This window comes from Streptomyces sp. Ru72, assembly GCF_002920635.1.
GTDB lineage: Bacteria > Actinomycetota > Actinomycetes > Streptomycetales > Streptomycetaceae > Streptomyces.
In genome coordinates this window covers 105,116-124,516 of record NZ_PQSR01000002.1, presented here as the reverse complement: position 1 = coordinate 124,516, position 19,401 = coordinate 105,116, and the positions used below count along the sequence as shown (strand labels likewise).

General features: G+C 72.2%; 13 protein-coding genes. 7 read left to right on the top strand and 6 right to left on the bottom strand.

The features are described from left to right. Nucleotides 1–370: 370 nt before the first annotated feature. Nucleotides 371–724 carry a hypothetical protein gene (locus tag C3488_RS01670; RefSeq protein ID WP_103837478.1) on the top strand — a complete coding sequence of 118 codons (354 nt, stop codon included), beginning with the start codon at nucleotides 371–373 and terminating at the stop codon, nucleotides 722–724. Here C3488_RS01670 and C3488_RS01665 read toward each other — a convergent pair. Continuing rightward, the gene (locus C3488_RS01665; protein WP_103837477.1) at nucleotides 702–1,676 is read right to left on the bottom strand and encodes a tellurite resistance/C4-dicarboxylate transporter family protein; all 975 of its coding nucleotides are present in this window, start codon (nucleotides 1,674–1,676) and stop codon (nucleotides 702–704) included. The two genes, C3488_RS01670 and C3488_RS01665, sit on opposite strands and share 23 nt — an antisense overlap. A 326-nt stretch (nucleotides 1,677–2,002) precedes the next feature. Between C3488_RS01665 and C3488_RS01660 the strand changes: the two genes are divergently transcribed. Then, nucleotides 2,003–2,965: a phosphotransferase family protein gene (locus C3488_RS01660; protein ID WP_103837476.1), complete on the top strand. Its 963-nt coding sequence runs from the start codon at nucleotides 2,003–2,005 to the stop codon at nucleotides 2,963–2,965. Nucleotides 2,966–3,273: 308 nt separating this feature from the next. Here C3488_RS01660 and C3488_RS01655 read toward each other — a convergent pair whose 3' ends face one another. Continuing rightward, nucleotides 3,274–4,434, bottom strand: a complete 1,161-nt coding sequence (locus tag C3488_RS01655) for an NlpC/P60 family protein (RefSeq protein ID WP_103837475.1) — start codon at nucleotides 4,432–4,434, stop codon at nucleotides 3,274–3,276. 459 nt (nucleotides 4,435–4,893) lie between these two features. Between C3488_RS01655 and pcrA the strand changes: the two genes are divergently transcribed. After that, the gene (gene pcrA, locus C3488_RS01650; RefSeq protein ID WP_103837474.1) at nucleotides 4,894–7,404 is read left to right on the top strand and encodes a DNA helicase PcrA; all 2,511 of its coding nucleotides are present in this window, start codon (nucleotides 4,894–4,896) and stop codon (nucleotides 7,402–7,404) included. 117 nt (nucleotides 7,405–7,521) lie between these two features. Here pcrA and C3488_RS01645 read toward each other — a convergent pair whose 3' ends face one another. Beyond that, on the bottom strand, nucleotides 7,522–9,024 hold the full coding sequence (locus C3488_RS01645) for a M23 family metallopeptidase (protein WP_258053249.1): 1,503 nt from the start codon (nucleotides 9,022–9,024) through the stop codon (nucleotides 7,522–7,524). Nucleotides 9,025–9,325: 301 nt separating this feature from the next. Further along, entirely contained in the window at nucleotides 9,326–10,183 is an 858-nt protein-coding gene (locus C3488_RS01640; protein ID WP_103837472.1) for an alpha/beta fold hydrolase, read from the bottom strand. A 644-nt stretch (nucleotides 10,184–10,827) separates the two neighbouring features. Here C3488_RS01640 and C3488_RS01635 point away from each other — a divergent pair. Then, nucleotides 10,828–11,244 (top strand): cobalamin B12-binding domain-containing protein, encoded by a 417-nt coding sequence (locus C3488_RS01635; RefSeq protein ID WP_030233524.1) that lies wholly within the window; start codon nucleotides 10,828–10,830, stop codon nucleotides 11,242–11,244. Nucleotides 11,245–11,415: 171 nt separating this feature from the next. On the opposite strand, the gene C3488_RS01630 is transcribed toward C3488_RS01635, so the two are convergent. Then, nucleotides 11,416–13,035, bottom strand: coding sequence for a DUF5691 domain-containing protein (locus C3488_RS01630; protein ID WP_103837568.1), 1,620 nt, complete (start codon nucleotides 13,033–13,035; stop codon nucleotides 11,416–11,418). Between the two features lie 41 nt (nucleotides 13,036–13,076). Continuing rightward, on the bottom strand, nucleotides 13,077–14,429 hold the full coding sequence (locus C3488_RS01625) for an SWIM zinc finger family protein (protein WP_103837471.1): 1,353 nt from the start codon (nucleotides 14,427–14,429) through the stop codon (nucleotides 13,077–13,079). Nucleotides 14,430–14,563: 134 nt separating this feature from the next. Here C3488_RS01625 and C3488_RS01620 point away from each other — a divergent pair, with 134 nt between their 5' ends. The 3 genes from C3488_RS01620 to C3488_RS01610 are packed head-to-tail and all read left to right on the top strand — an operon-like array spanning nucleotide 14,564 to nucleotide 19,310. Beyond that, nucleotides 14,564–15,784: an AAA family ATPase gene (locus C3488_RS01620; protein ID WP_103837470.1), complete on the top strand. Its 1,221-nt coding sequence runs from the start codon at nucleotides 14,564–14,566 to the stop codon at nucleotides 15,782–15,784. After that, nucleotides 15,781–18,135, top strand: coding sequence for a DUF5682 family protein (locus C3488_RS01615; protein WP_103837567.1), 2,355 nt, complete (start codon nucleotides 15,781–15,783; stop codon nucleotides 18,133–18,135). The genes C3488_RS01620 and C3488_RS01615 overlap by 4 nt, the downstream gene beginning before the upstream one ends. Next, the gene (locus tag C3488_RS01610; RefSeq protein WP_103837469.1) at nucleotides 18,132–19,310 is read left to right on the top strand and encodes a VWA domain-containing protein; all 1,179 of its coding nucleotides are present in this window, start codon (nucleotides 18,132–18,134) and stop codon (nucleotides 19,308–19,310) included. The genes C3488_RS01615 and C3488_RS01610 overlap by 4 nt, the downstream gene beginning before the upstream one ends. The last annotated feature ends 91 nt before the right edge of the window (nucleotides 19,311–19,401 follow it).

Genomic DNA, 19,401 nt, shown 5'->3' with positions numbered 1-19,401 from the left:
GGGGAACAGGCCGCCGCCGGACCTTCTCGGCGGTGGTGCCCGACGGCCGCCCCTGGCCCGGGCGGCGATGGGGAGCCGGACACCTGGGGCAGGACGCTAAACCCGTCCGTGATGCGCCCGTGACCGGGTGTACGGAAGTGGCGCGACCGGACTGACGATGACCGTATGTGACCGTGATCCCGATGCCGGGTCGCCGTCTTCACGTTCTGCGATGACCAATGCGCGGGATCCGGTGCACCGGGCGGCTGCGGAGTGCTATGGGGCGCATATATGCGGCCGGTCCCGACCGGTCCGGAGGAATGAGCGAGCGGCGTCCCATCCGCCGGGGCGGTGTCAGCGGGCACGGGCGAGCTGATTAGGCTCCGGCCCCATGGACGTACTCATCCACCTCTTCGTCGGCCTGCACATCGTCGGCATCGGCGCGCTCCTCGGCGGCTTCCTCACCCAGATGAAGGCGATGGGTCAGGGCACGGCACGCTTCGTGCCCGCCATGCTGCACGGCGCGCTGACCATGCTGGTCACAGGGGTGGCGCTGGTCGGCCTCAACCAGGCGGACCACCACTCGGTCGACACGATCAAGATCGGGGTCAAGCTGGCCCTGCTGATCGTCATCCTCGGCCTGGTCTATGTGAAGCGGGACGAGGAGACCGTCGAGAAGCCCCTCTTCGGCCTCGTCGGCGCCGCGACCCTGGCGAACATCTTCATCGCCGTGCTCTGGACCTGACGCTGGCCAGGGCGGACGCGACGGCTCCCGCGAGGACCAGGAGCCAGGCCGCGACCGCGATCCACAGCAGTACCCGGCCCAGGCCGCGCAGCCACGGCACGCCGACGGAGGAGGCGACGGACAGCGCCGCAGCCGCCGTCATCCCCATCGGGAACACGGTCGACCAGCGCCGGACGTCGTAGCGGAACCGGGGCCGCAGCACCTCGGCCACCGCAAGGACGAGGTAGCAGGCCAGGGCGAGGACGAGGAGGGCGACGGTCACGCCGCGCAGGACGCTGCCGTCGTCGTTGTTCCACAGGTAGAGCCCATTGCGCGCGGCGCTCATGAGCTGCGAACCGGCCAGCGCCGAGAGGGCGAGGGCGCCGCTCGAGATCCAGTGGTCGCCCGGCCCTGTCACCACCTGTCGAGGGTCGAAGCAACCCAGCCCGATCAGGTAGAACACCAGCCCGAGCCAGAAGAACACCAGCGCCGTATGGGCGAGCCACGCCACCCCCAGGGCCGCCGCGAGCACCGCCCCGAGCGCTGCGATCCCCTCCGTCGCCACACACCCGAGGAACACCGCGCCGGGCATCCGGCGCTCCCAGCCCTGCACGGTCAACGGGACCAGGCAGGCCCAGAGCACCACGGCCAGTGCGAGCAGCGCCTCGGCGAGCGGCTGCCCGTTCAGAGCGGACACTCCTGAGCCCAGCACCGTGGTCGCCGGCACCATGGTGAGCGCGGCCGGCGAGCCGGCCCTGGCCCGCCACTGCTCCCGGTCCCACAGCAGTTGCAGGGCGATGTCGGCGGCGAGCCCCAGCCAGGCGGCACCCGCCAGGACCAGGGCGAGGCGGGAGAGGATCTGCTGGCCGGTCAGGTGCAGCCCGAACGACAGGACGCCGGTCGCCATGACGGCGGACCCGGTGGCGGGCGGACGCGGCGCCCACCAGGTGCGCAGCGCGGAGGTGCCTGACATGCGCCCGATGCTAGGGACGCGCACACGGCTTGCGTACGGGGGCACGCGCGCGACGACGGAAAACAACCCCACGCGCGCGTGCCGGACGGAGGGCGTCCCACGCGCACCTGTTCGACGGGCGTGGGTGCGTAAAGTCTCGGCTCTCACGCCGCATAGAGATTGATGTAGTCGGTTGTCGGACCGCTTCGCACCCCCCCTCTGTTGCTTTGAGGCGGAGTTCTCAGGTGGGAGAGCAGACTGCCGGGGGAGTCGCCGACTGAGCAGCACGGACATCGCGTCCGACAAAGCCTTCGCGCGTACCGCCGTCCGGATGATGAGGTGGCACGGTGACCAACCACGATGAGGCGGCGGCCGTCCGACCGTTGACACTGGCCTGGGTGAACCAGCACCTGGAGGTCGGCGAACGAATCGTCAGAACCGAGGTGCTGCAGGGCGGCATTACTGCCGAAATGCGGAGGCTGACCATCGGTACGCGGGACGGAGGCACACGTGACCTGGTGCTGCGGAGCTTCGTCGACCCGTTCTACGTGGAGCACGCCGAGGATTCGCTGAACAGGGAGGCTGGCGCCCTGATCCTGCTCACGGGGACCGGCGTGCCGGCCCCTGGACTGCTCGCGGCTGATCCGACCGCCGCGCATTGCGAGTATCCGTCGCTCCTCATGACACATCTGGCGGGCCGGACGGTCCTCGACGATGGGGGATTGGAGACGCGCGTCCCTCAGTTGGCCCGCCAACTCGTGGCGATCCACGCATGGCGACCTGCCGAGCGGCCCCGGAAGTATGTGACGTTGACGACCGCCGACACCGTCGTGGTTCCGAAGGGCGCCGACGCGATGGCATGGGCCGCGGCGATCGACGTGATCCGCAAGCCTGTGCCGCCCTATGAAGGGCGGTTCCTGCACCGGGACTTCCAGCCCGGCAATGTGCTGTTCGACGTGCCGCCCTCAAGGCCGGCAGGTGCCCGGATCACCGGCGTCATCGACTGGGCAGGGACCTCCTGGGGCCCGGCGGATCTCGACGTGGCGCACTGCTCCGTCAATCTTGCGCTGCTGCACGGCCCGGCGTGGGGTCTGCGGTTCCCTGAGGCATATGAGGAGGCCGGCGGGGTGCTGGCCTCGGCCGCGAGCGAGCGGCTGTACTGGCTGGTCCGGGACGGGCTGGCGTCCTCAGAAGAAGTGCAGTCGGTGTCGCAGCCATGGCGGGAGGCAGGGAGGACAGACCTGACGACGCGAGTCGTGGAGGAGCGGCTGGATGCCTATGTCACCGCCCTGATGGACACGCTGGGCTGAGCCAAGACGGTCGGGGGCGCGGCCCCGCCTCATCGTTCATCGTTCCTCCGAGTGGGAACCGAGCAGATCCTGGGGAATTCCGGGTCATCCCCATCACGGTCCGATCCGCCGTGCGCGCGATGACCTCCGCTCCGGAGAACTCTTGATGTGGGTGAGTGACCAGATCCCGCAGGAGGATGAGCGTCGGTCTGGTGATGCGCAGGCGCTCGACAGAGATGTTGCTGAAGGGGGTGGGCGGGCCGGGGCTGCGGCGGATCCTGAACTTGGCGTGGGCGGTTTCCAGGGTGTGGTCGTCGGGCTGGGCAAGGTCAGGCCGGGCGCACCACGCTGTGGATGATCGAGGCGCCCCCGTAGTAGACCGACTCCTCGCGGACGTATGCCCCCGGCTTCGGCGCGTGGATCATCATGCCGTTGCCGATGTAGAGGCCGACATGGCTGATGTCGTCGTAGAAGAAGATCAGGTCACCGGGCTGCGCGTCGGTGAGCGGGACCGTCGTGCCCGCGTTCACCTGGTCGTAGGTGGTGCGCGGCAGTGACACCCCGGCGGCCTTCCAGGCGGCCTGCGTCAGGCCCGAGCAGTCGTACGAGCCGGGCCCGGTGGCGCCCCACACATACGGCTTGCCGATCTGGGCACGGGCGAACGCCAGCGCTTTGGCGGCTTTCGTCGCATACGAGGCGTCTATGGAATCCGTGGCGCCCGGGGAGGAGCCCGGCGAGCCGGTCGTCGTGGTCGTGGGGGCCGCGGGGGGCGACTGTTGCTGTGCCGCCTGCTGCCGCGCCAGCTCCTGCGCCTGCCGCTGCGCCTCCTCCTGCTTCTTCTTCTCCAGCGCGGCGAGCCGTGCCTTCTCCCGCGCGGTCAGCTCGGACAGCAGATCCCGCGCGGCGGCGAGCTTCTTCTGGACGTCGGCCTTGGCCGTCCGGAGCCTCAGCTGCGATTCGGTGAGCGACCGCAGGCTCTCGGTGGCCTCCTGCCGCTTCCTCATCGTCGCGGCCTGCTCGGTGACGTACTCGTCGACCGCTTCCTTCTGACGGCTGGTGAGCCGGCTCATCAGCTGGGCCTGGTCGAAGTAGTCCTGCGGCGTGTCCGCCAGCAGGAAGGTGGCCGTGTCGGGGGCCGCCTCCCCGGTGCGGTACTGGGCCGCGGCGAAGGAACCCAGCCGGTCCCGCGCCTCGTTGAGCTTCTGGGTGCGTCTTGCGACGTCGTCGAGGAGCGCGGAGACGCGTCCGCGCTGCCGGTCGCTCTTCTCCTTCGCCGCGTTGTACTGCTCGGTGGCCGACTCGGCGCGGCGGTAGAGGTCGTCGACCTTCTTCTCGACCTCCTCGACGCTCGGCCTGCCGTCGGCGGAGGGCGCGGCGTCGGCGGTCTGCGAGAGCAGGGCCACGGAGGTGAGGGCGGCCGTCGCCAGGGCGGGGGTCCGTATGCCGGCGATACGCGTGCCTGCGGGGCGCGCCTTGCGGTGCGGCGCCATGAAAGGCGTCTCCTTCCGTAGTCCGCCTACCGAGTCAGCGGTGGGGGGCGCCCCCAGGCCGTCAAGGCTCTGGGGAGGGTTCGGGCGGGTGGGTCCGGAAGGTGTGCCCTACGGCCGTGCCGCGCGGGGCGGCGGCCGATTCACCCCGAGGCCGGCTGGGTCCCCGGCTCCGGCCGCCCGTCGGGCACCGGACTCGGCGGAGGCCGCGCGGCCCGGCGACGTTCGCCGGTGGTGGTCGTACGGCCCGCCCGGCACGGTAGCCAACTGGTGTGGCTGCTGTGAAGGTGATGCGTGATATGCCCGATACGTTTTTGTGACCTTCACGGTGTCAGCGCTTTCCGGGCGCGCAGGGTGAGCGGGTGATTCCGGCGGGTGGCGACGGTTTGGGCGGTCGCTCGCGAGGCGGAGTTTCCGGGGTGGCGGCGGGCTGTCGGTGGGGCGGCCTAGACTCGGAGAGCGATGAGCAGCCTCTTTGACGACAGCTTCCTGGCGGACCTCAAGGCCACTCCGGCCCACGAGGAGGAGCCCCCGCCGCCCGAGGACCAGCACGTTCCGGAGCCGGTTCCGGACGATCTGTTCGGCGGGAAGTTCGACCTGCCACCGGACAGGGACGCGTACTACCGCAACGGCGCGCACCGCCCGGCCGTCGACATGGAGGCGCTGCTGGAGGGGCTGAACGAGAACCAGCGCGCGGCCGTCGTGCACGCCGGCTCCCCCCTGCTCATCGTGGCCGGCGCCGGCTCCGGCAAGACCCGCGTGCTCACCCACCGCATCGCGTACCTGCTGGCCGAGCGGGGCGTCCACCCCGGGCAGATCCTCGCGATCACCTTCACCAACAAGGCCGCGGGAGAGATGAAGGAGCGCGTCGAGCAGCTCGTCGGCCCGCGTGCGAACGCGATGTGGGTGATGACCTTCCACAGCGCCTGCGTCCGCATCCTGCGCCGGGAGAGCAAGAAGCTCGGCTTCACGTCCTCCTTCTCCATCTACGACGCCGCCGACAGCAAGCGCCTGATGGCCCTCGTCTGCCGTGACCTGGACCTCGACCCCAAGCGCTTCCCGCCCAAGTCCTTCAGCGCCAAGATCTCCAACCTGAAGAACGAGCTGATCGACGAGGAGGACTTCGCCGCCCAGGCGTCCGACGGCTTCGAGAAGACCCTCGCCCAGGCGTACGCGCTCTACCAGTCCCGCCTGCGCGAGGCGAACGCGCTCGACTTCGACGATCTGATCATGACGACGGTCAATCTGCTGCGCGCCTTCCCGGACGTCGCCGAGCACTACCGCCGCCGCTTCCGCCACGTCCTCGTCGACGAGTACCAGGACACCAACCACGCCCAGTACGCTCTGGTGCGCGAACTCGTCGGCACCCGCGCGCACGACGAGGACGTCCCGCCGAACGGGTACGACGTACCGCCCGCCGAACTGTGCGTCGTCGGCGACGCCGACCAGTCGATCTACGCCTTCCGCGGTGCGACCATCCGCAACATCCTCCAGTTCGAGGAGGACTACCCGGACGCCACGACGATCCTGCTGGAGCAGAACTACCGCTCCACGCAGACGATCCTCTCCGCCGCCAACGCGGTCATCGAGCGCAACGAGTCCCGCCGCCCGAAGAACCTGTGGACCAACGCGGGTGCCGGCGCCCGGATCACCGGCTACGTCGCCGATACGGAGCACGACGAGGCGCAGTTCGTCGCCGACGAGATAGACCGCCTCACGGACGCGGGCGAGGCCAAGGCCGGGGACGTCGCCGTCTTCTACCGCACCAACGCCCAGTCCCGTGTCTTCGAAGAGGTCTTCATCCGCGTCGGCCTGCCCTACAAGGTCGTCGGCGGCGTCCGCTTCTACGAGCGCAAGGAGGTCCGGGACGTCCTCGCCTACCTGCGGGTCCTGGCCAACCCGGAGGACTCCGTCCCGCTGCGGCGCATCCTGAACGTGCCGAAGCGGGGGATCGGCGAGCGCGCCGAGGCGATGATCGACGCCCTCGCCCAGCGCGAGAAGATCAGCTTCGCGCAGGCGCTGCGCCGTGTGGACGAGGCGTACGGCATGGCGGCCCGCTCCACCAACGCGGTCAAACGGTTCAACGTGCTGATGGAGGAGCTGCGCACGATCGTGGAGTCGGGCGCCGGACCGGCCACGGTCCTCGAGGCCGTCCTCGAACGCACCGGTTACCTCGCCGAGTTGCAGTCCTCGACCGATCCCCAGGACGAGACCCGGATCGAGAACCTTCAGGAACTCGCCGCGGTGGCCCTGGAGTTCGAACAGGAGCGCGGAGAGGGGGCGGAGACCGCAGGAGCTGCCGCTCCGGCCGGCACCCTGGCCGACTTCCTGGAGCAGGTCGCACTCGTCGCCGACTCCGACCAGATCCCCGACGAGGAAGAGGGCGGGGGCGTCATCACGCTGATGACCCTGCACACCGCGAAGGGCCTGGAGTTCCCGGTGGTCTTCCTGACCGGCATGGAGGACGGCGTCTTCCCGCACATGCGCGCCCTCGGGCAGACGAAGGAACTGGAGGAGGAGCGGCGCCTGGCGTACGTCGGCATCACGCGCGCGCGGGAGCGGCTCTACCTGACGCGGTCGGCCATGCGCAGCGCCTGGGGCCAGCCGTCGTACAACCCGCCCTCGCGGTTCCTGGAGGAGATCCCGGAGCAGCACGTGGAGTGGAAGCGGAAGGGTGGTTCCTTCGCGGCGCCGTCGTCCGGGCCGCTCTCGGGTGTGGCCGCCTCGCTGTCGTCGTCTCGTTCCCGCTCGTCGGCGGCGGGTGCGTCCGGGTTCGCCACGCGCCGGGGCGGTGCGACGGAGCGGCCGGTGGTCTCGCTGGCGGTGGGCGACCGTGTCACCCATGACCAGTTCGGCCTGGGGACGGTCGTCGCTGTGAAGGGCACGGGGTCGAACGCCGAGGCGACGATCGACTTCGGGGATGAGAAGCCGAAGCGGCTGCTGCTGCGGTACGCGCCGGTGGAGAAGCTGTAGCCGTGTGTCCGGGCCCTCGCTGAACGGCGGGGGCTCGTCGCGGAGTCGGTCGGTCCGGCGAGCCGTACGGTCGGCGACCGGTCGTTCGGGGAGCCGGTCGGCCGAGGAGCCGGTCGATCAGGTCGGGTCGAGCCCGTGGCTCCGCAGCCATGGCAGCGGGTCTATCGCGGCGCCGCCGCTCGGTCGTACCTCGAAGTGGAGGTGCGGGCCGGTGGAGTTGCCCGAGTTGCCGGAGTACGCGATCGGCTGACCGGCCTTCACGGTCGTTCCGGAGGGGACCCGGTAGCTGGAGAGGTGGCAGTACCAGGTCTGCGTGCCGTCCTTGGCGGTCACGATCAGCATGTTGCCGTACGCGCTGTTCCACTTGGTCTGCACGGTGCCGTCGGTCGCGGCCATCACCGTCGTCCCGTACGCCACCGGGAAGTCGATGCCGGTGTGCACGGACATCCAGTTGACGCCCGCCTGGCCGAAGTAGGCGCTCAGGCCTCTCTGCAGGACCGGCAGCGCGAACTTGGGACGCAGCCGCTCCTTCAGCGCCGCCTCGGCCGCCGCCTTCTTCTTCTCGGCCGCCTGCTGGGCCTTGAGGTCGATACGTTCCTGGGTGCGACTCGCCCGGTCCGCGAAGTCGTTCGCGCCTGCCGAGAGGCTCGCGAGCTGGGAGTCCAGCTTCTTGTTGGCGGCGGACGGTTTCACCGGCGTCTCGGCGGCGCTCGCCGTGGTGTCCTTCCCGTCCTCCCCGCCCACGCCAACGGTCGCCGCGGCGATCCCGGCGACCCCCATCACACACACCGACGGCACCGCGACCGTCAGCAGCGCGGACCGCCTCGCCGGGGTGCGACGCCGGGAACGGCTCGCGGCTCGGGACGCGGTACGCGAGGACGGGAGGGGTGTGCGCTCTTCCTGGTCGTCGAGCAACGAGACGTCGTCGGCCGCTCCTGACGGGGCGTCGTCGTCGGGGCGCCGCTGGGACGGGAGCTGATCGAACGTGGCGGTGGCTGCCTGGTGCTCGAAGGGCTCGGCGTCGGCGGAGGGCTCGGGGACGGCGTGCTCGAAGCTGCCGGTGGCGGCTTGTTCCGACTCGTGTTCCGGGCTTTCCGCCGAGTTCCACTGCGTGGCGTCGTACGTGCCCGTGTCGAAGGTCTGCGTGCCCCATTCCCACTGCTGGGTGAGGACCGCCGACTGCTCCGCCTCGAGCCAGGCCTGAGCGTCCCACTGGCCGGTGGCGTCGGGTGCCGGGGCCTGCGCGGGGATGGCGGCCAGCTGCTGGTACCCGGCCGCCCAGGCCGCCGTGTCATGGGCGCCGGTGTCGAACGCGGCGTGGTGCTGGGCGGCGTACGGGTCGTAGTGCAGCGTCTGGTGCGTGCCGGTGCCGAAGGTCTCGTGGCTGCCGGTGTCGTGGCTGCCGGTGGACCACTGGCCGGTGTCGTACGAACCGGTCCCGCCGTCACCCGGAAGGTCGCCGAAGAGGGGATCGGTCGCGAAGGCCGCGGTGGAGTCGGCGTAGGTCGTGAACTCACCGTACTGGCCACCCTGCGGGCCGTACGGCGCGTACTGCGCCGAGGCGGCATCGGGGGCCGGAGCCGGGGGAGTTGCGGTCCCCGACGGGTGACGGTCGTGCACCGACTTCTCTTTCGCCTCGACAACAGGGGCTGCCAGAGCAGTGCGGCGACTGTACCCGGCGGTACGCGGGCGCGACAATCTTCCGCAGGTTTCCGGTGGGCAGGAAACGGGCAATCGGCCGTGTTTCGGGGGTCACCGCACTAGGCCTTGGTGCTGCGTTCGATGAATGTTCGAAGATGTGCGGGTGTCCGGGAGGTGTCGACGGCCGTCCCGGCGGGGTTTCGAGCGCGGGTGCCGGGTGCCGGGTGCCGGGTCGGGCGCGGAAGCCGGGCGCTGTGTCAGCCGTGGCGCTCGGCGGGGCTCACGCCACCGTGAGGCCGCCGGTGTGGGCCGCGGCCGCCGTCGGCTCCTCGAGGTCCAGGGCCTGCCGTATCCCGGCCGCGACCGCCGGGTGCACCGGCAGGGCCAGATGGCCGATGCCGCTCACCCGAATGTTCTGCGCCACCAGGTCCGGATGGTCGACGCATGCCGCCTCGAGCGGATCCATCAGCGGGTCCAGATCGCTCCAGAAGCTCACGAAGTGCGTCCGGCAACCGGGCGCCGGCTCGCGCAGTTCCTCGATCAGCTCGGATCCCGGACGCATCTGGCGGACGATGGGGTGCGCGTTCGCGAGCGGGGCGACGCGGGTGCCGGAGTGGGGTGTACCGAGCGTGACGAGCCTGCGGACGCGGAGGTCGCCCCCGAGTCGCTGCACGTAGTACCGGGCGATCAGACCGCCCAGGCTGTGCCCGACGACGTCCACCTGCCGCTGCCCGGTGCGCTCGCAGATCTCCTCCACGTGCCGGCCGAGCAGCTCGGCTGCGATCCGGATGTCACACGTCAACGGAGAGTAGTTGAGTGACTCGATATGCTGACGGCCGTGCTGTGCGAGGTTCCGGCGCAGGAGGACGAAGACCGAGCGGTTGTCGATGAACCCGTGCAGCAGGATCACCGGAGGCTTCGCCTCGGTGGGGAGCGTGGTGGTGTCCGGAGGGGGCGGGAGCGGGGCGCAGCGGCGCTCTTGGATGATGCCTGACGGGTAGAGGAGCAGGTGCCCGGCGAGAATCGCCAGCTCCAGAGCCGTCGCCTTCAGCAGCGCGATGGAGAGTCCGGCCAGTCTGCTGGGGAACAGGCGCTGGCACAGCGGAACCAGAGGCTCTACCACCCCGGTGACCTTCATTGGCCGACCTCCCGTCGGCACGCGCGAGGACGTCTCCGTGCCCCCGTGTGCCCTCATGGAAAGCCGTGGCGGTGGCCTGGGGCAGGTGCCGCGGGTACGGCCGTGCCGCGGGTGCGGCGCGTTACGGCGCCGGTGACGCGACGGGCGCCGCTTTCGTCGTGGTGACGCGAACCCGCCCGTCCTCGTGGCGCGGTGTCCCGTCCTCCTCGTACGGGTGGTACTCCCCGCTTTCGTGCCCTTGCATTCCTTTCGCCGGCGTACCCCACCACCACGGCGCCCCGCTGGCGGGGCGGTGGTGCGGCCGCCTTGGTGCGGCTCTCCTTGCGCACGATCCCCTCGGTCCACGGCGCTCGAGCCGCTGCTGCGGCGCGTGTGCCGCGGGGAGGGGGGACCCTGCGCGGCGAACGTGTCCCATTGTGTGATTTCCCCCTCGGTCACCACCGTGAAACTGCCGGTTGCGGGATGCTGGCGATAACGTTCGTTCACTTCCCGGGTCGGTATGGCGCGGGACGCCGGTGCCGACGGGGCTGATCCGCCGGTTCGAGGCGTGCCGACCGTGCGGTCCGTGTGTCCGCCGGTGCGGTGATGTGGCGGCAGGCGGTCCATCGGTACAGGGTGTGTGTAGTCGCTTCATGGAGGCAGTGATGGGTGTGGCAGCCGGTCCGATCCGCGTGGTGGTGGCCAAGCCGGGGCTCGACGGCCACGATCGCGGGGCCAAGGTGATCGCGCGGGCGCTGCGCGATGCGGGAATGGAGGTCATCTACACCGGTCTCCACCAGACGCCCGAGCAGATCGTCGACACGGCGATCCAGGAGGACGCCGACGCGATCGGGCTGTCGATCCTGTCCGGCGCGCACAACACGCTGTTCGCCGCGGTGATCGACCTGCTGAAGGAGCGCGACGCGGAGGACATCCTGGTCTTCGGCGGCGGCATCATCCCCGAGGCCGACATCCCCCTGCTGAAGGAGAAGGGCGTCGCGGAGATCTTCACGCCCGGGGCGACGACCGCGTCGATCGTGGACTGGGTACGGGCGAACGTACGGCAGCCGGCCGGAGCGTAACGCTCTGTAGGCGTCGTCGTCGCGCCTTCGCGGGTGCCGCCCGGCGGGGGCCGGGGCCGGGCACGGCCCGCCTGCCTTCGCCAGGCGGCAGAGGCAGGGCACATCCCGCCGACCGCGGCGGGCTGATCGGCGTCCGGTGCGGAGGGGCCGAGGGCCGGGTGGGCCCATCGCTCACGCATCCCGCAGTTCCTCCGCCATCGCCGCCCGCAGCCGCAACGTCGTCGTCAGGCGCTGGAACGCCTCCGCCCAGTAGCCGCCCGCACCCGGCGACGCGTCCTCCGGCTCGTCCGGTATCGCCGTCAACGCGTCCAGGCGGCTCGCCTCCGCCGGGTCCAGGCATCGCTCCGCCAGCCCCATCACCCCGCTGAAGCTCCATGGGTAACTTCCGGCGTCCCGCGCGATGTTGAGGGCGTCGACGACGGCCCGGCCCAGGGGAGCGGCCCAGGGCACCGCGCACACCCCGAGGAGCTGGAACGCCTCCGACAGGCCGTGCGTGGCGATGAAACCGGCGACCCAGTCGGCCCGGTCCTCGGGCGCCAGCGTCGACAGCAGCTTCGCCCGCTCGGCCAGGGAGACGGCTCCCGGGCCGGCGGCCTCCGGTGCGGAGGGCGGGCCGAGCAGGGCTCGCGACCATGCGGCGTCCCGCTGCCGGACCGCGGCCCGGCACCAGGCCGCGTGCAGTTCGCTCCGCCAGTCGTCGGCTACCGGCAGCGCGACGATCTCCTCCGGCGTGCGCCCCCCGAGCCGGGCCGGCCATGTGCCGAGCGGCGCCGCCTCCACCAACTGGCCGAGCCACCAGGACCGTTCGCCTCGTCCCGCCGGTGGTTTCGGCACCACGCCGTCGCGCTCCATGCCCGGATCGCACTCGTGCGGTGCCTCGACCACGATCGTCGGCTCACCCTGTGTGGGGTCGACCGCGACGCAGGCCGCCGCCCGCGCCGCCATCCGCCCTGCCAGGGCCGAATCCGGCAGTGCGGACAGCAACTCCGCCGCCGTCGCCCGCACATTGCGGCTGCGGTCGGAGAGCGCCTGCTCCAGGAAGGGCTCGTCCGCCGGCTGAAGTCCCGTGCGCAGCGAGTCGAGGAACATCAGGCGGTCCTCGGCCCGCTCCGTCGCCCAAGTGCCGGCCAGCAGGTCCCGGGCGAGAGCGGGGTGCCGTACGCGCAGCGAGGTGAGCAGGGCCACCCGCTCGGCGAACAGGCCCTCCTGCCACAGCCGTCGGACGCGGTCCGGCTCCTGAGGCGGCGGCAGATCGGAACCGCCGCCGGGCACGGAGCGCAGCGCGAAGCGCCACTCCGGGTTCATCCGGGCCAGCCACAGGGCGCGCGGCCCGGCGAAGGCCAGCGCCGCCGGTCGCAGATCCGTGCGGGCGCGGGCAGCGTCCAGCAGCGCCGGCAGCGCCTGCGGGGGTGGCGCGTAGCCGCGCTCGTTGGCCAGCGCCAGCCACTGCGGCAGCAGCTCCATGAGGTCGGGAGCCGCCCCCCGGCGGCCGCCGCCCGCGCCGGGGCGGTCGGACAGCAGCAGGGCCAGTCTGCGGGCCGCCGAGGGCGGCAGCGGTGGGCGGGGGTCCGCCGCCGCGGGCTCCGGGCGCGGTCCGGCCGGTGCGGGGCGCAGCCCGGCCCTGCGGCGGACCGTCTCCACGGCGGCCAGGTCCAGCAGCGCGGCCGGGGCCTGCGGGCCGGACGGCAGCCAGGGCGGGGTGCGCCGGTCGGTGCCCAGCAGGGCCACCGTGACAAGCTCCTCCCAGGGCGCGGCGGGGGACGTGCCCGGGGGAGCGGGAGTCGCGTTCATGTCGGTCCCTTCCAGGTCGGTACCGAGTCGCTCGGGTGTCGTCAGCACAGTGGGACCGCCTCTCCGGCACCCTCCGGCCAGGCCGTGAGCGGAGTGAAGCCGCGGTGGCCGCACTCGCCGAAGACCGTGACCGGAGCACCGCCCGACAGCGCGACCAGCCGCCACAGGCCCGGTCGGCTGCCCGCCGACGGCGTCAGGGGCAGCGCCGTGCCGCCGTCCGCGTCCGCCAGCTGCCAGGAGCCGTCGAGCGGGGTCGGTATGACCCGGCCCAGCGTCACGGGGTACGAGTCCAGCCACGGATCGGCCCGGAGGGCTTCCCCATAACGCGCCGCCGCGTCCGGCGTGGTCACGCCCGGCGGTCTCGTCGCTGCCGGGGCCGGGGGCGTGAACTGCTCGCCCAGCGCCGCCCGCAGCTGCCCCGCGCCCGGGTAGGGCGACACATCGGCCTCGAAGGTCAGCCCCACCGGCAGGGCCGGCTCCGGCGCGCGCCCCGCCGCTCCATAGGAAAGAAGGAGCACCGTGCGGTCGGACTTCTCCCCGTACAGCCAGATCCGGCGTGTCGTCAGCCGGCCGTCCGAGGTGTCGTACTGCGCCAGCACCAGCCAGCGGTCGCGGACGGGCGAGCCGTCGGGGGAACCCGCCAGGCCGACGCGCGAACGGACCGTCGCCGCCAGCCCCTCAGGCAGCCGATCACGCCTCAGCCAGCCCTGGTCCAGCAGGTGCAGCAGCGCGCACTCCTCCAGCAACCGCACCGGCCAGCCCGGCCCGGACGCCGGAAGTGCCCCCAACTCCCGCACCCGCCCGGCGAGTCCCGGGGCCTGCGCGTCGACCATGCGGGCCGCCGTCTCCTCCCACAGCCCGTACCCCGCCTGCTCGGCCGCGGCCAGGCCGGTGCGCAGCAGGTCGGCCAGGCGCTGCTCCAACTCCGTCGCCCCCGCCGTGATCCGCTCGGCCCGCCGCTCCGCCCTGCGCCGGGCCGCCTCCGGATCGGCGGACGGGGCCGGCGGGGAAGCACCGGCCGCCCGCTTGTCCTGCGCACGCTGACGGCGCCCCTTGATCCACTGCTCCACCCAGTCCGGCTCCTGTCCCCGTGTCAGCGCGCCGTCCCCGCCCGCCCAGAGCAGCAGGAGCCCCAGCGCGTGCTTGCACGGGAACTTCCGGCTCGGACAACTGCACTTGTACGCAGGCCCCGCCGCGTCCGCGATGTCGACGACCGTCTGGTACGGCTTGCTGCCACTGCCCTTGCACAGCCCCCACACCGTCCCCTCGTCGGAACTGCCCGCCTCCGACCACGGCCCCGCCGTGCCGAGTTTGCTTCCCGCTTTGCGTGACGCCGCATCAGGTGCCAGTGCCAGCACCTGCTCCGCGGTCCAGCGCTCCCCCTGCCAAGTCATGTCGCCGACGGTAGGTCCCGGCACTGACAATCGACCCTCGCGACGGCGTTCGTGCAGGTCGCCACGCATTGTCAGTGGTGTGGTGCACGGTTGGTGACAGATCCGAACCGGCCGAGCTGGAGGGGGATACGGCCATGCGTGCGTCCGTTGACCAGAAGTCCGTCGAAACGAACCCGAGCCCGTCCGCGCCTGCGAACGGAAACGCGGACGCAAGCCCCGGCGTGCCCGAGTCCGCACCCATGCTCACCTCCGGGCAGGAGAAGGGGTCCGCGCCCGCGGAAGCGCTGCGTCCGCACGCCGAGGAAGCCTTCGCCCACGAACTCGCCGCGCTGGCCGCCCAGGACGACCGGTCGCGCCCGGCCCGCTGGAAGCTGTCACCGTGGGCCGTCGCCACCTACCTGCTCGGCGGCACGCTGCCGGACGGCACGGTGATCACCCCCAAGTATGTGGGCCCGCGCCGCATCGTCGAGGTCGCCGTCACCACGCTCGCCACCGACCGCGCCCTGCTCCTGCTCGGCGTACCCGGCACGGCCAAGACCTGGGTGTCCGAGCACCTGGCGGCGGCCATCAGCGGCGACTCGACCCTGCTCGTGCAGGGCACCGCCGGGACGCCGGAGGAGGCGATCCGCTACGGGTGGAACTACGCGCGGCTGCTCGCGCACGGCCCGAGCCGCGACGCCCTGGTGCCGAGCCCCGTCATGCGGGCCATGGCCGAGGGGATGACCGCCCGCGTCGAGGAACTGACCCGCATCCCGGCCGACGTCCAGGACACGCTGATCACGATCCTGTCGGAGAAGACGCTGCCGATACCGGAGCTGGGCGAGGAGGTGCAGGCCGTCCGCGGCTTCAACCTGATCGCCACGGCCAACGACCGCGACCGCGGGGTCAACGACCTGTCGAGCGCGCTGCGCCGCCGCTTCAACACAGTGGTGCTGCCGCTCCCGGACAGCGTGGAGGCCGAGGTCGACATCGTCTCCCGCCGGGTCGGCCAGATCGGCCGCTCGCTCGACCTGCCGGCCGTGCCCGACGGCATCGACGAGATCCGCCGCGTGGTGACGGTCTTCCGGGAACTGCGGAGCGGGGTCACGGCGGACGGCCGGACCAAGCTGAAGTCGCCCAGCGGCACCCTGTCCACCGCGGAGGCGATCTCCGTCGTCACCAACGGACTGGCGCTGGCCGCCCACTTCGGCGACGGCGTGTTGCGTCCGAGCGACGTCGCCGCGGGCATTCTCGGCGCCGTCGTCCGCGACCCGGCGGCCGACCGCGTCATCTGGCAGGAGTACCTGGAAGCGGTGGTCCGCGAGCGCGACGGCTGGACCGACTTCTACCGCGCGTGCCGGGAGGTGACCGCGTGAAGGACTCCGACTCTCCGTGCAGGGGACCACTGCTGCTCGGGGTGCGGCATCACGGGCCGGGATCCGCGCGGGCCGTGCGGGCGGCTCTTGAGGCGGCGCGACCCGGGGCGGTGCTGATCGAGGGGCCACCGGAGGCGGACGCCCTGATCCCGCTCGCGGACCACCCGGACATGCGGCCCCCCGTCGCCCTGCTCGCTCACGCCGTGGACGAGCCCGGACGATCGGCCTTCTGGCCGCTGGCCGAGTTCTCCCCGGAGTGGGTGGCGATCCGCTGGGCGCTGCGCCAGGGGGTTCCGGCCCGGTTCATCGACCTGCCTGCGGCGCACACACTGGCGTGGGAGAAGGAAGACGCCACGGGGACCGGGGACGAGGAGCCCGACACGGTCGACGACTCCGACGCCACCGTCCGTGTCGACCCCCTCGCCGTGCTGGCCGAGGCCGCCGGGTACGACGACCCGGAGCGATGGTGGGAGGACGTCGTCGAGCACCGGGGGGTGGGGACGGGGGACCCGCTCGCGCCGTTCACCGTGCTCGGGGAGGCCATGGGCGCACTGCGGGACGAGTACGGCGCCGGGGGACACGAGCGGGACCTCGTGCGGGAGGCGTACATGCGGCTCCAGGTGCGCGCCGCGCAGCGGGAGTTCGGGGCCGACGTGGCGGTGGTGTGCGGGGCCTGGCATGTGCCGGCGCTGCGCGAGCGGACCTCCGTCGCCGCCGACCGCGCGCTGTTGAAGGGTCTGCCCAAGGTGAAGACGGACATGACCTGGGTGCCCTGGACCCACCGCAGGCTCGCCCGGGCCAGTGGGTACGGGGCGGGCGTCGACTCGCCCGGCTGGTACGGGCATCTGTTCCGCGCGCCGGACCGGCCCGTCGAGCGGTGGCTGACGAAGGTCGCCGGGCTGCTCCGCGAGGAGGACCGGATCGTGTCGTCCGCGCATGTCATCGAGGCGGTGCGGCTGGCCGAAACGCTCGCCGTCCTGCGCGGGCGTCCGCTTCCGGGCCTGTCGGAGACCACGGACGCGGTGCGGGCGGTGATGTGCGAGGGGTCGGACGTGCCGCTGGCCCTGGTGCGCGACCGGCTGGTGGTCGGCGACGCCATGGGGGAGGTGCCGGAATCGGCCCCCGCCGTGCCGTTGCAGCGGGACCTCGCCCGGCTGCAGAAGCGGCTCCGGCTCAAACCGGAGCCGCTGGAGCGGGAAGTGGAGCTGGACCTGCGCAAGGACACCGACGCCGAGCGCAGCCGGCTGCTGCACCGGCTGCGGCTCCTCGGGATCGGCTGGGGGGAGCCCACGGCCTCGCGGGGCAGCACGGGGACGTTCCGGGAGACCTGGCGGCTGCGCTGGGAACCGGAGCTCGCGGTGCGGGTCGCCGAGGCCGGGGTGTGGGGGACGACCGTGCTCGCCGCCGCGACCGCCAGGGCCGAGGCGGACGCGACCGCCGCCCAGGCCCTCGCCGACGTCACCGCGCTCGCCGAGCGGTGCCTGCTGGCGGAACTGCCGGCGGCGCTGCCCGTGGTGATGCGGGTCCTCGCCGACCGAGCCGCCCTCGACGCCGACGTCGGCCACCTCGCGCAGGCCCTGCCCGCCCTGGTCCGTTCACTGCGCTACGGGGACGTGCGCGGTACGGACACCCGGGCCCTGGCGGACGTCGCGGCGGGTCTCGCCGAGCGCGTGTTCGTCGGACTGCCACCGGCGTGCGCGGCGCTGGACGCGGAGGCGGCCGAGGAGATGCGGCGCCATGTGGACGCCGTTCACGGCGCGGTGGGGCTGCTCGGGGACGGCATCGCGGCGGACCACGGTGACATTCGGGGCCGATGGCGTGCCGTCCTGCGGGTGCTCGGCGCACGGGACACCGTGCCAGGAGTGATCCGCGGAAGATCCGTGCGGCTGCTCCTGGACGAAGGGGAGCTGGCGCAGGACGAAGCCGCACGGCTGATGGGGCTCGCGCTGTCGCCGGGAACGCCACCGGCGGACGCCGCCGCCTGGATCGAGGGGTTCGTCGGGGGCGGCTCCGGCGGCGGGATGCTGCTCGTGCACGACGAGCGGCTGCTCTCGCTGGTGGACGCCTGGCTCACCGGGGTGCCGGCGGAGGCGTTCACCGACGTGCTGCCACTGCTGCGGCGGACGTTCTCGGCGTACGAGCCCGGCGTGCGGCGCACACTCGGCGAGTTGGTGCGCCGCGGGCCGGACGCGCGGGGAAGCGCGGCGCCCACCGGCGCGGGTGTCCCCGGGTTCGGCACCGACCTCGACATGGGACGGGCGGACGCCGTGGTCCCGGTGCTGCGGCTGCTGCTCGGCCTGGACGAACCCGACGGCAGTGATGTCGACGACCTGGTGGGGGTGGCCGGATGAGCACGCACACGACCGACGGGGCGAACACCGCCGCAGCGGACGAGCGGCTGCGGCGCTGGCGGCTAGTCCTCGGCGGAGACGCGGCGGACGGCACCGGGTACCCGCTGGGCGGGCAGGACGCGGCGATGGACGGGGCCCTGGCCGCGCTGTACGGGAAGGGGGACAGGCCGCAGCAGGGGCGGGACCGTTCGGCGGGGCTCGGGGCGTCCGCGCCGTCCGTGGCGCGCTGGCTGGGCGACATCCGCACCTACTTCCCCTCGTCCGTCGTCCAGGTCATGCAGCGTGACGCCATCGACCGGCTCGGGCTGTCCGCACTCCTGCTCGAACCGGAGATGCTCGAGGCCGTCGAGGCCGACGTGCACCTGGTCGGCACGCTGCTCTCGCTGAACAAGGCGATGCCGGAGACCACCAAGGAGACGGCGCGGGCGGTGGTGCGCAAGGTCGTCGAGGACCTGGAGAAGCGACTCGCCACCCGCACCCGGGCCAGGCTCACCGGCGCCCTCGACCGCAGCGCCCGCGTCACCCGCCCCCGCCACCGGGACATCGACTGGAACCGCACGATCGCCGCCAACCTCAAGCACTACCTGCCGGAGTACCGCACGGTGGTGCCGGAGCGGCTGATCGGATACGGGCGGGCGTCCCAGTCGGTGAAGAAGGAGGTCGTCCTGTGCATCGACCAGTCCGGGTCGATGGCGGCCTCCGTGGTGTACGCGTCCGTGTTCGGGGCGGTGCTGGCGTCGATGCGCTCCATCGCCACCCGGCTCGTCGTCTTCGACACGGCCGTCGTGGACCTCACCGACCAGCTCGACGACCCGGTCGACGTCCTCTTCGGCACCCAGCTCGGTGGCGGCACGGACATCAACAGGGCGCTGGCGTACTGCCAGTCGCAGATCACCCGGCCCACGGAGACGGTCGTGGTCCTCATCAGCGACCTGTACGAGGGAGGCATCCGCGACGAGATGCTCAAGCGGGTCGAGGCGATGAAGGCGTCGGGGGTGCAGTTCGTGGCGCTGCTCGCGCTTTCCGACGAGGGGGCACCCGCGTACGACCGGGAGCACGCTGCGGCGCTCGCGGCGCTCGGAGCACCGGCGTTCGCGTGCACGCCCGACCTCTTCCCGGAGGTGATGGGGGCAGCGATCGAGAAGCGGCCGCTGCCGATCCCGGAGACGGTCTGACGGCGACAAGAGGAATCCCAAACCGGACACCTCGCCGTGCAAGGGGTGAACCGAATATGACGACCCATCGGTAACAGCGGGCTTGCGCGAC

Bases quoted from the DNA above. Each gene is read 5' to 3' on its own strand.
- C3488_RS01610 (WP_103837469.1), top strand. From the start codon at position 18,132: ATGAGCACGCACACGACCGACGGGGCGAACACCGCCGCAGCGGACGAG.
- C3488_RS01655 (WP_103837475.1), bottom strand. From the start codon at position 4,434: ATGGCGCCGCACCGCAAGGCGCGCCCCGCAGGCACGCGTATCGCCGGC.
- C3488_RS01635 (WP_030233524.1), top strand. From the start codon at position 10,828: ATGGGTGTGGCAGCCGGTCCGATCCGCGTGGTGGTGGCCAAGCCGGGG.
- C3488_RS01630 (WP_103837568.1), bottom strand. From the start codon at position 13,035: ATGAACGCGACTCCCGCTCCCCCGGGCACGTCCCCCGCCGCGCCCTGG.
- pcrA (WP_103837474.1), top strand. From the start codon at position 4,894: ATGAGCAGCCTCTTTGACGACAGCTTCCTGGCGGACCTCAAGGCCACT.
- C3488_RS01620 (WP_103837470.1), top strand. From the start codon at position 14,564: ATGCGTGCGTCCGTTGACCAGAAGTCCGTCGAAACGAACCCGAGCCCG.
- C3488_RS01625 (WP_103837471.1), bottom strand. From the start codon at position 14,429: ATGACTTGGCAGGGGGAGCGCTGGACCGCGGAGCAGGTGCTGGCACTG.
- C3488_RS01640 (WP_103837472.1), bottom strand. From the start codon at position 10,183: ATGAAGGTCACCGGGGTGGTAGAGCCTCTGGTTCCGCTGTGCCAGCGC.
- C3488_RS01670 (WP_103837478.1), top strand. From the start codon at position 371: ATGGACGTACTCATCCACCTCTTCGTCGGCCTGCACATCGTCGGCATC.
- C3488_RS01665 (WP_103837477.1), bottom strand. From the start codon at position 1,676: ATGTCAGGCACCTCCGCGCTGCGCACCTGGTGGGCGCCGCGTCCGCCC.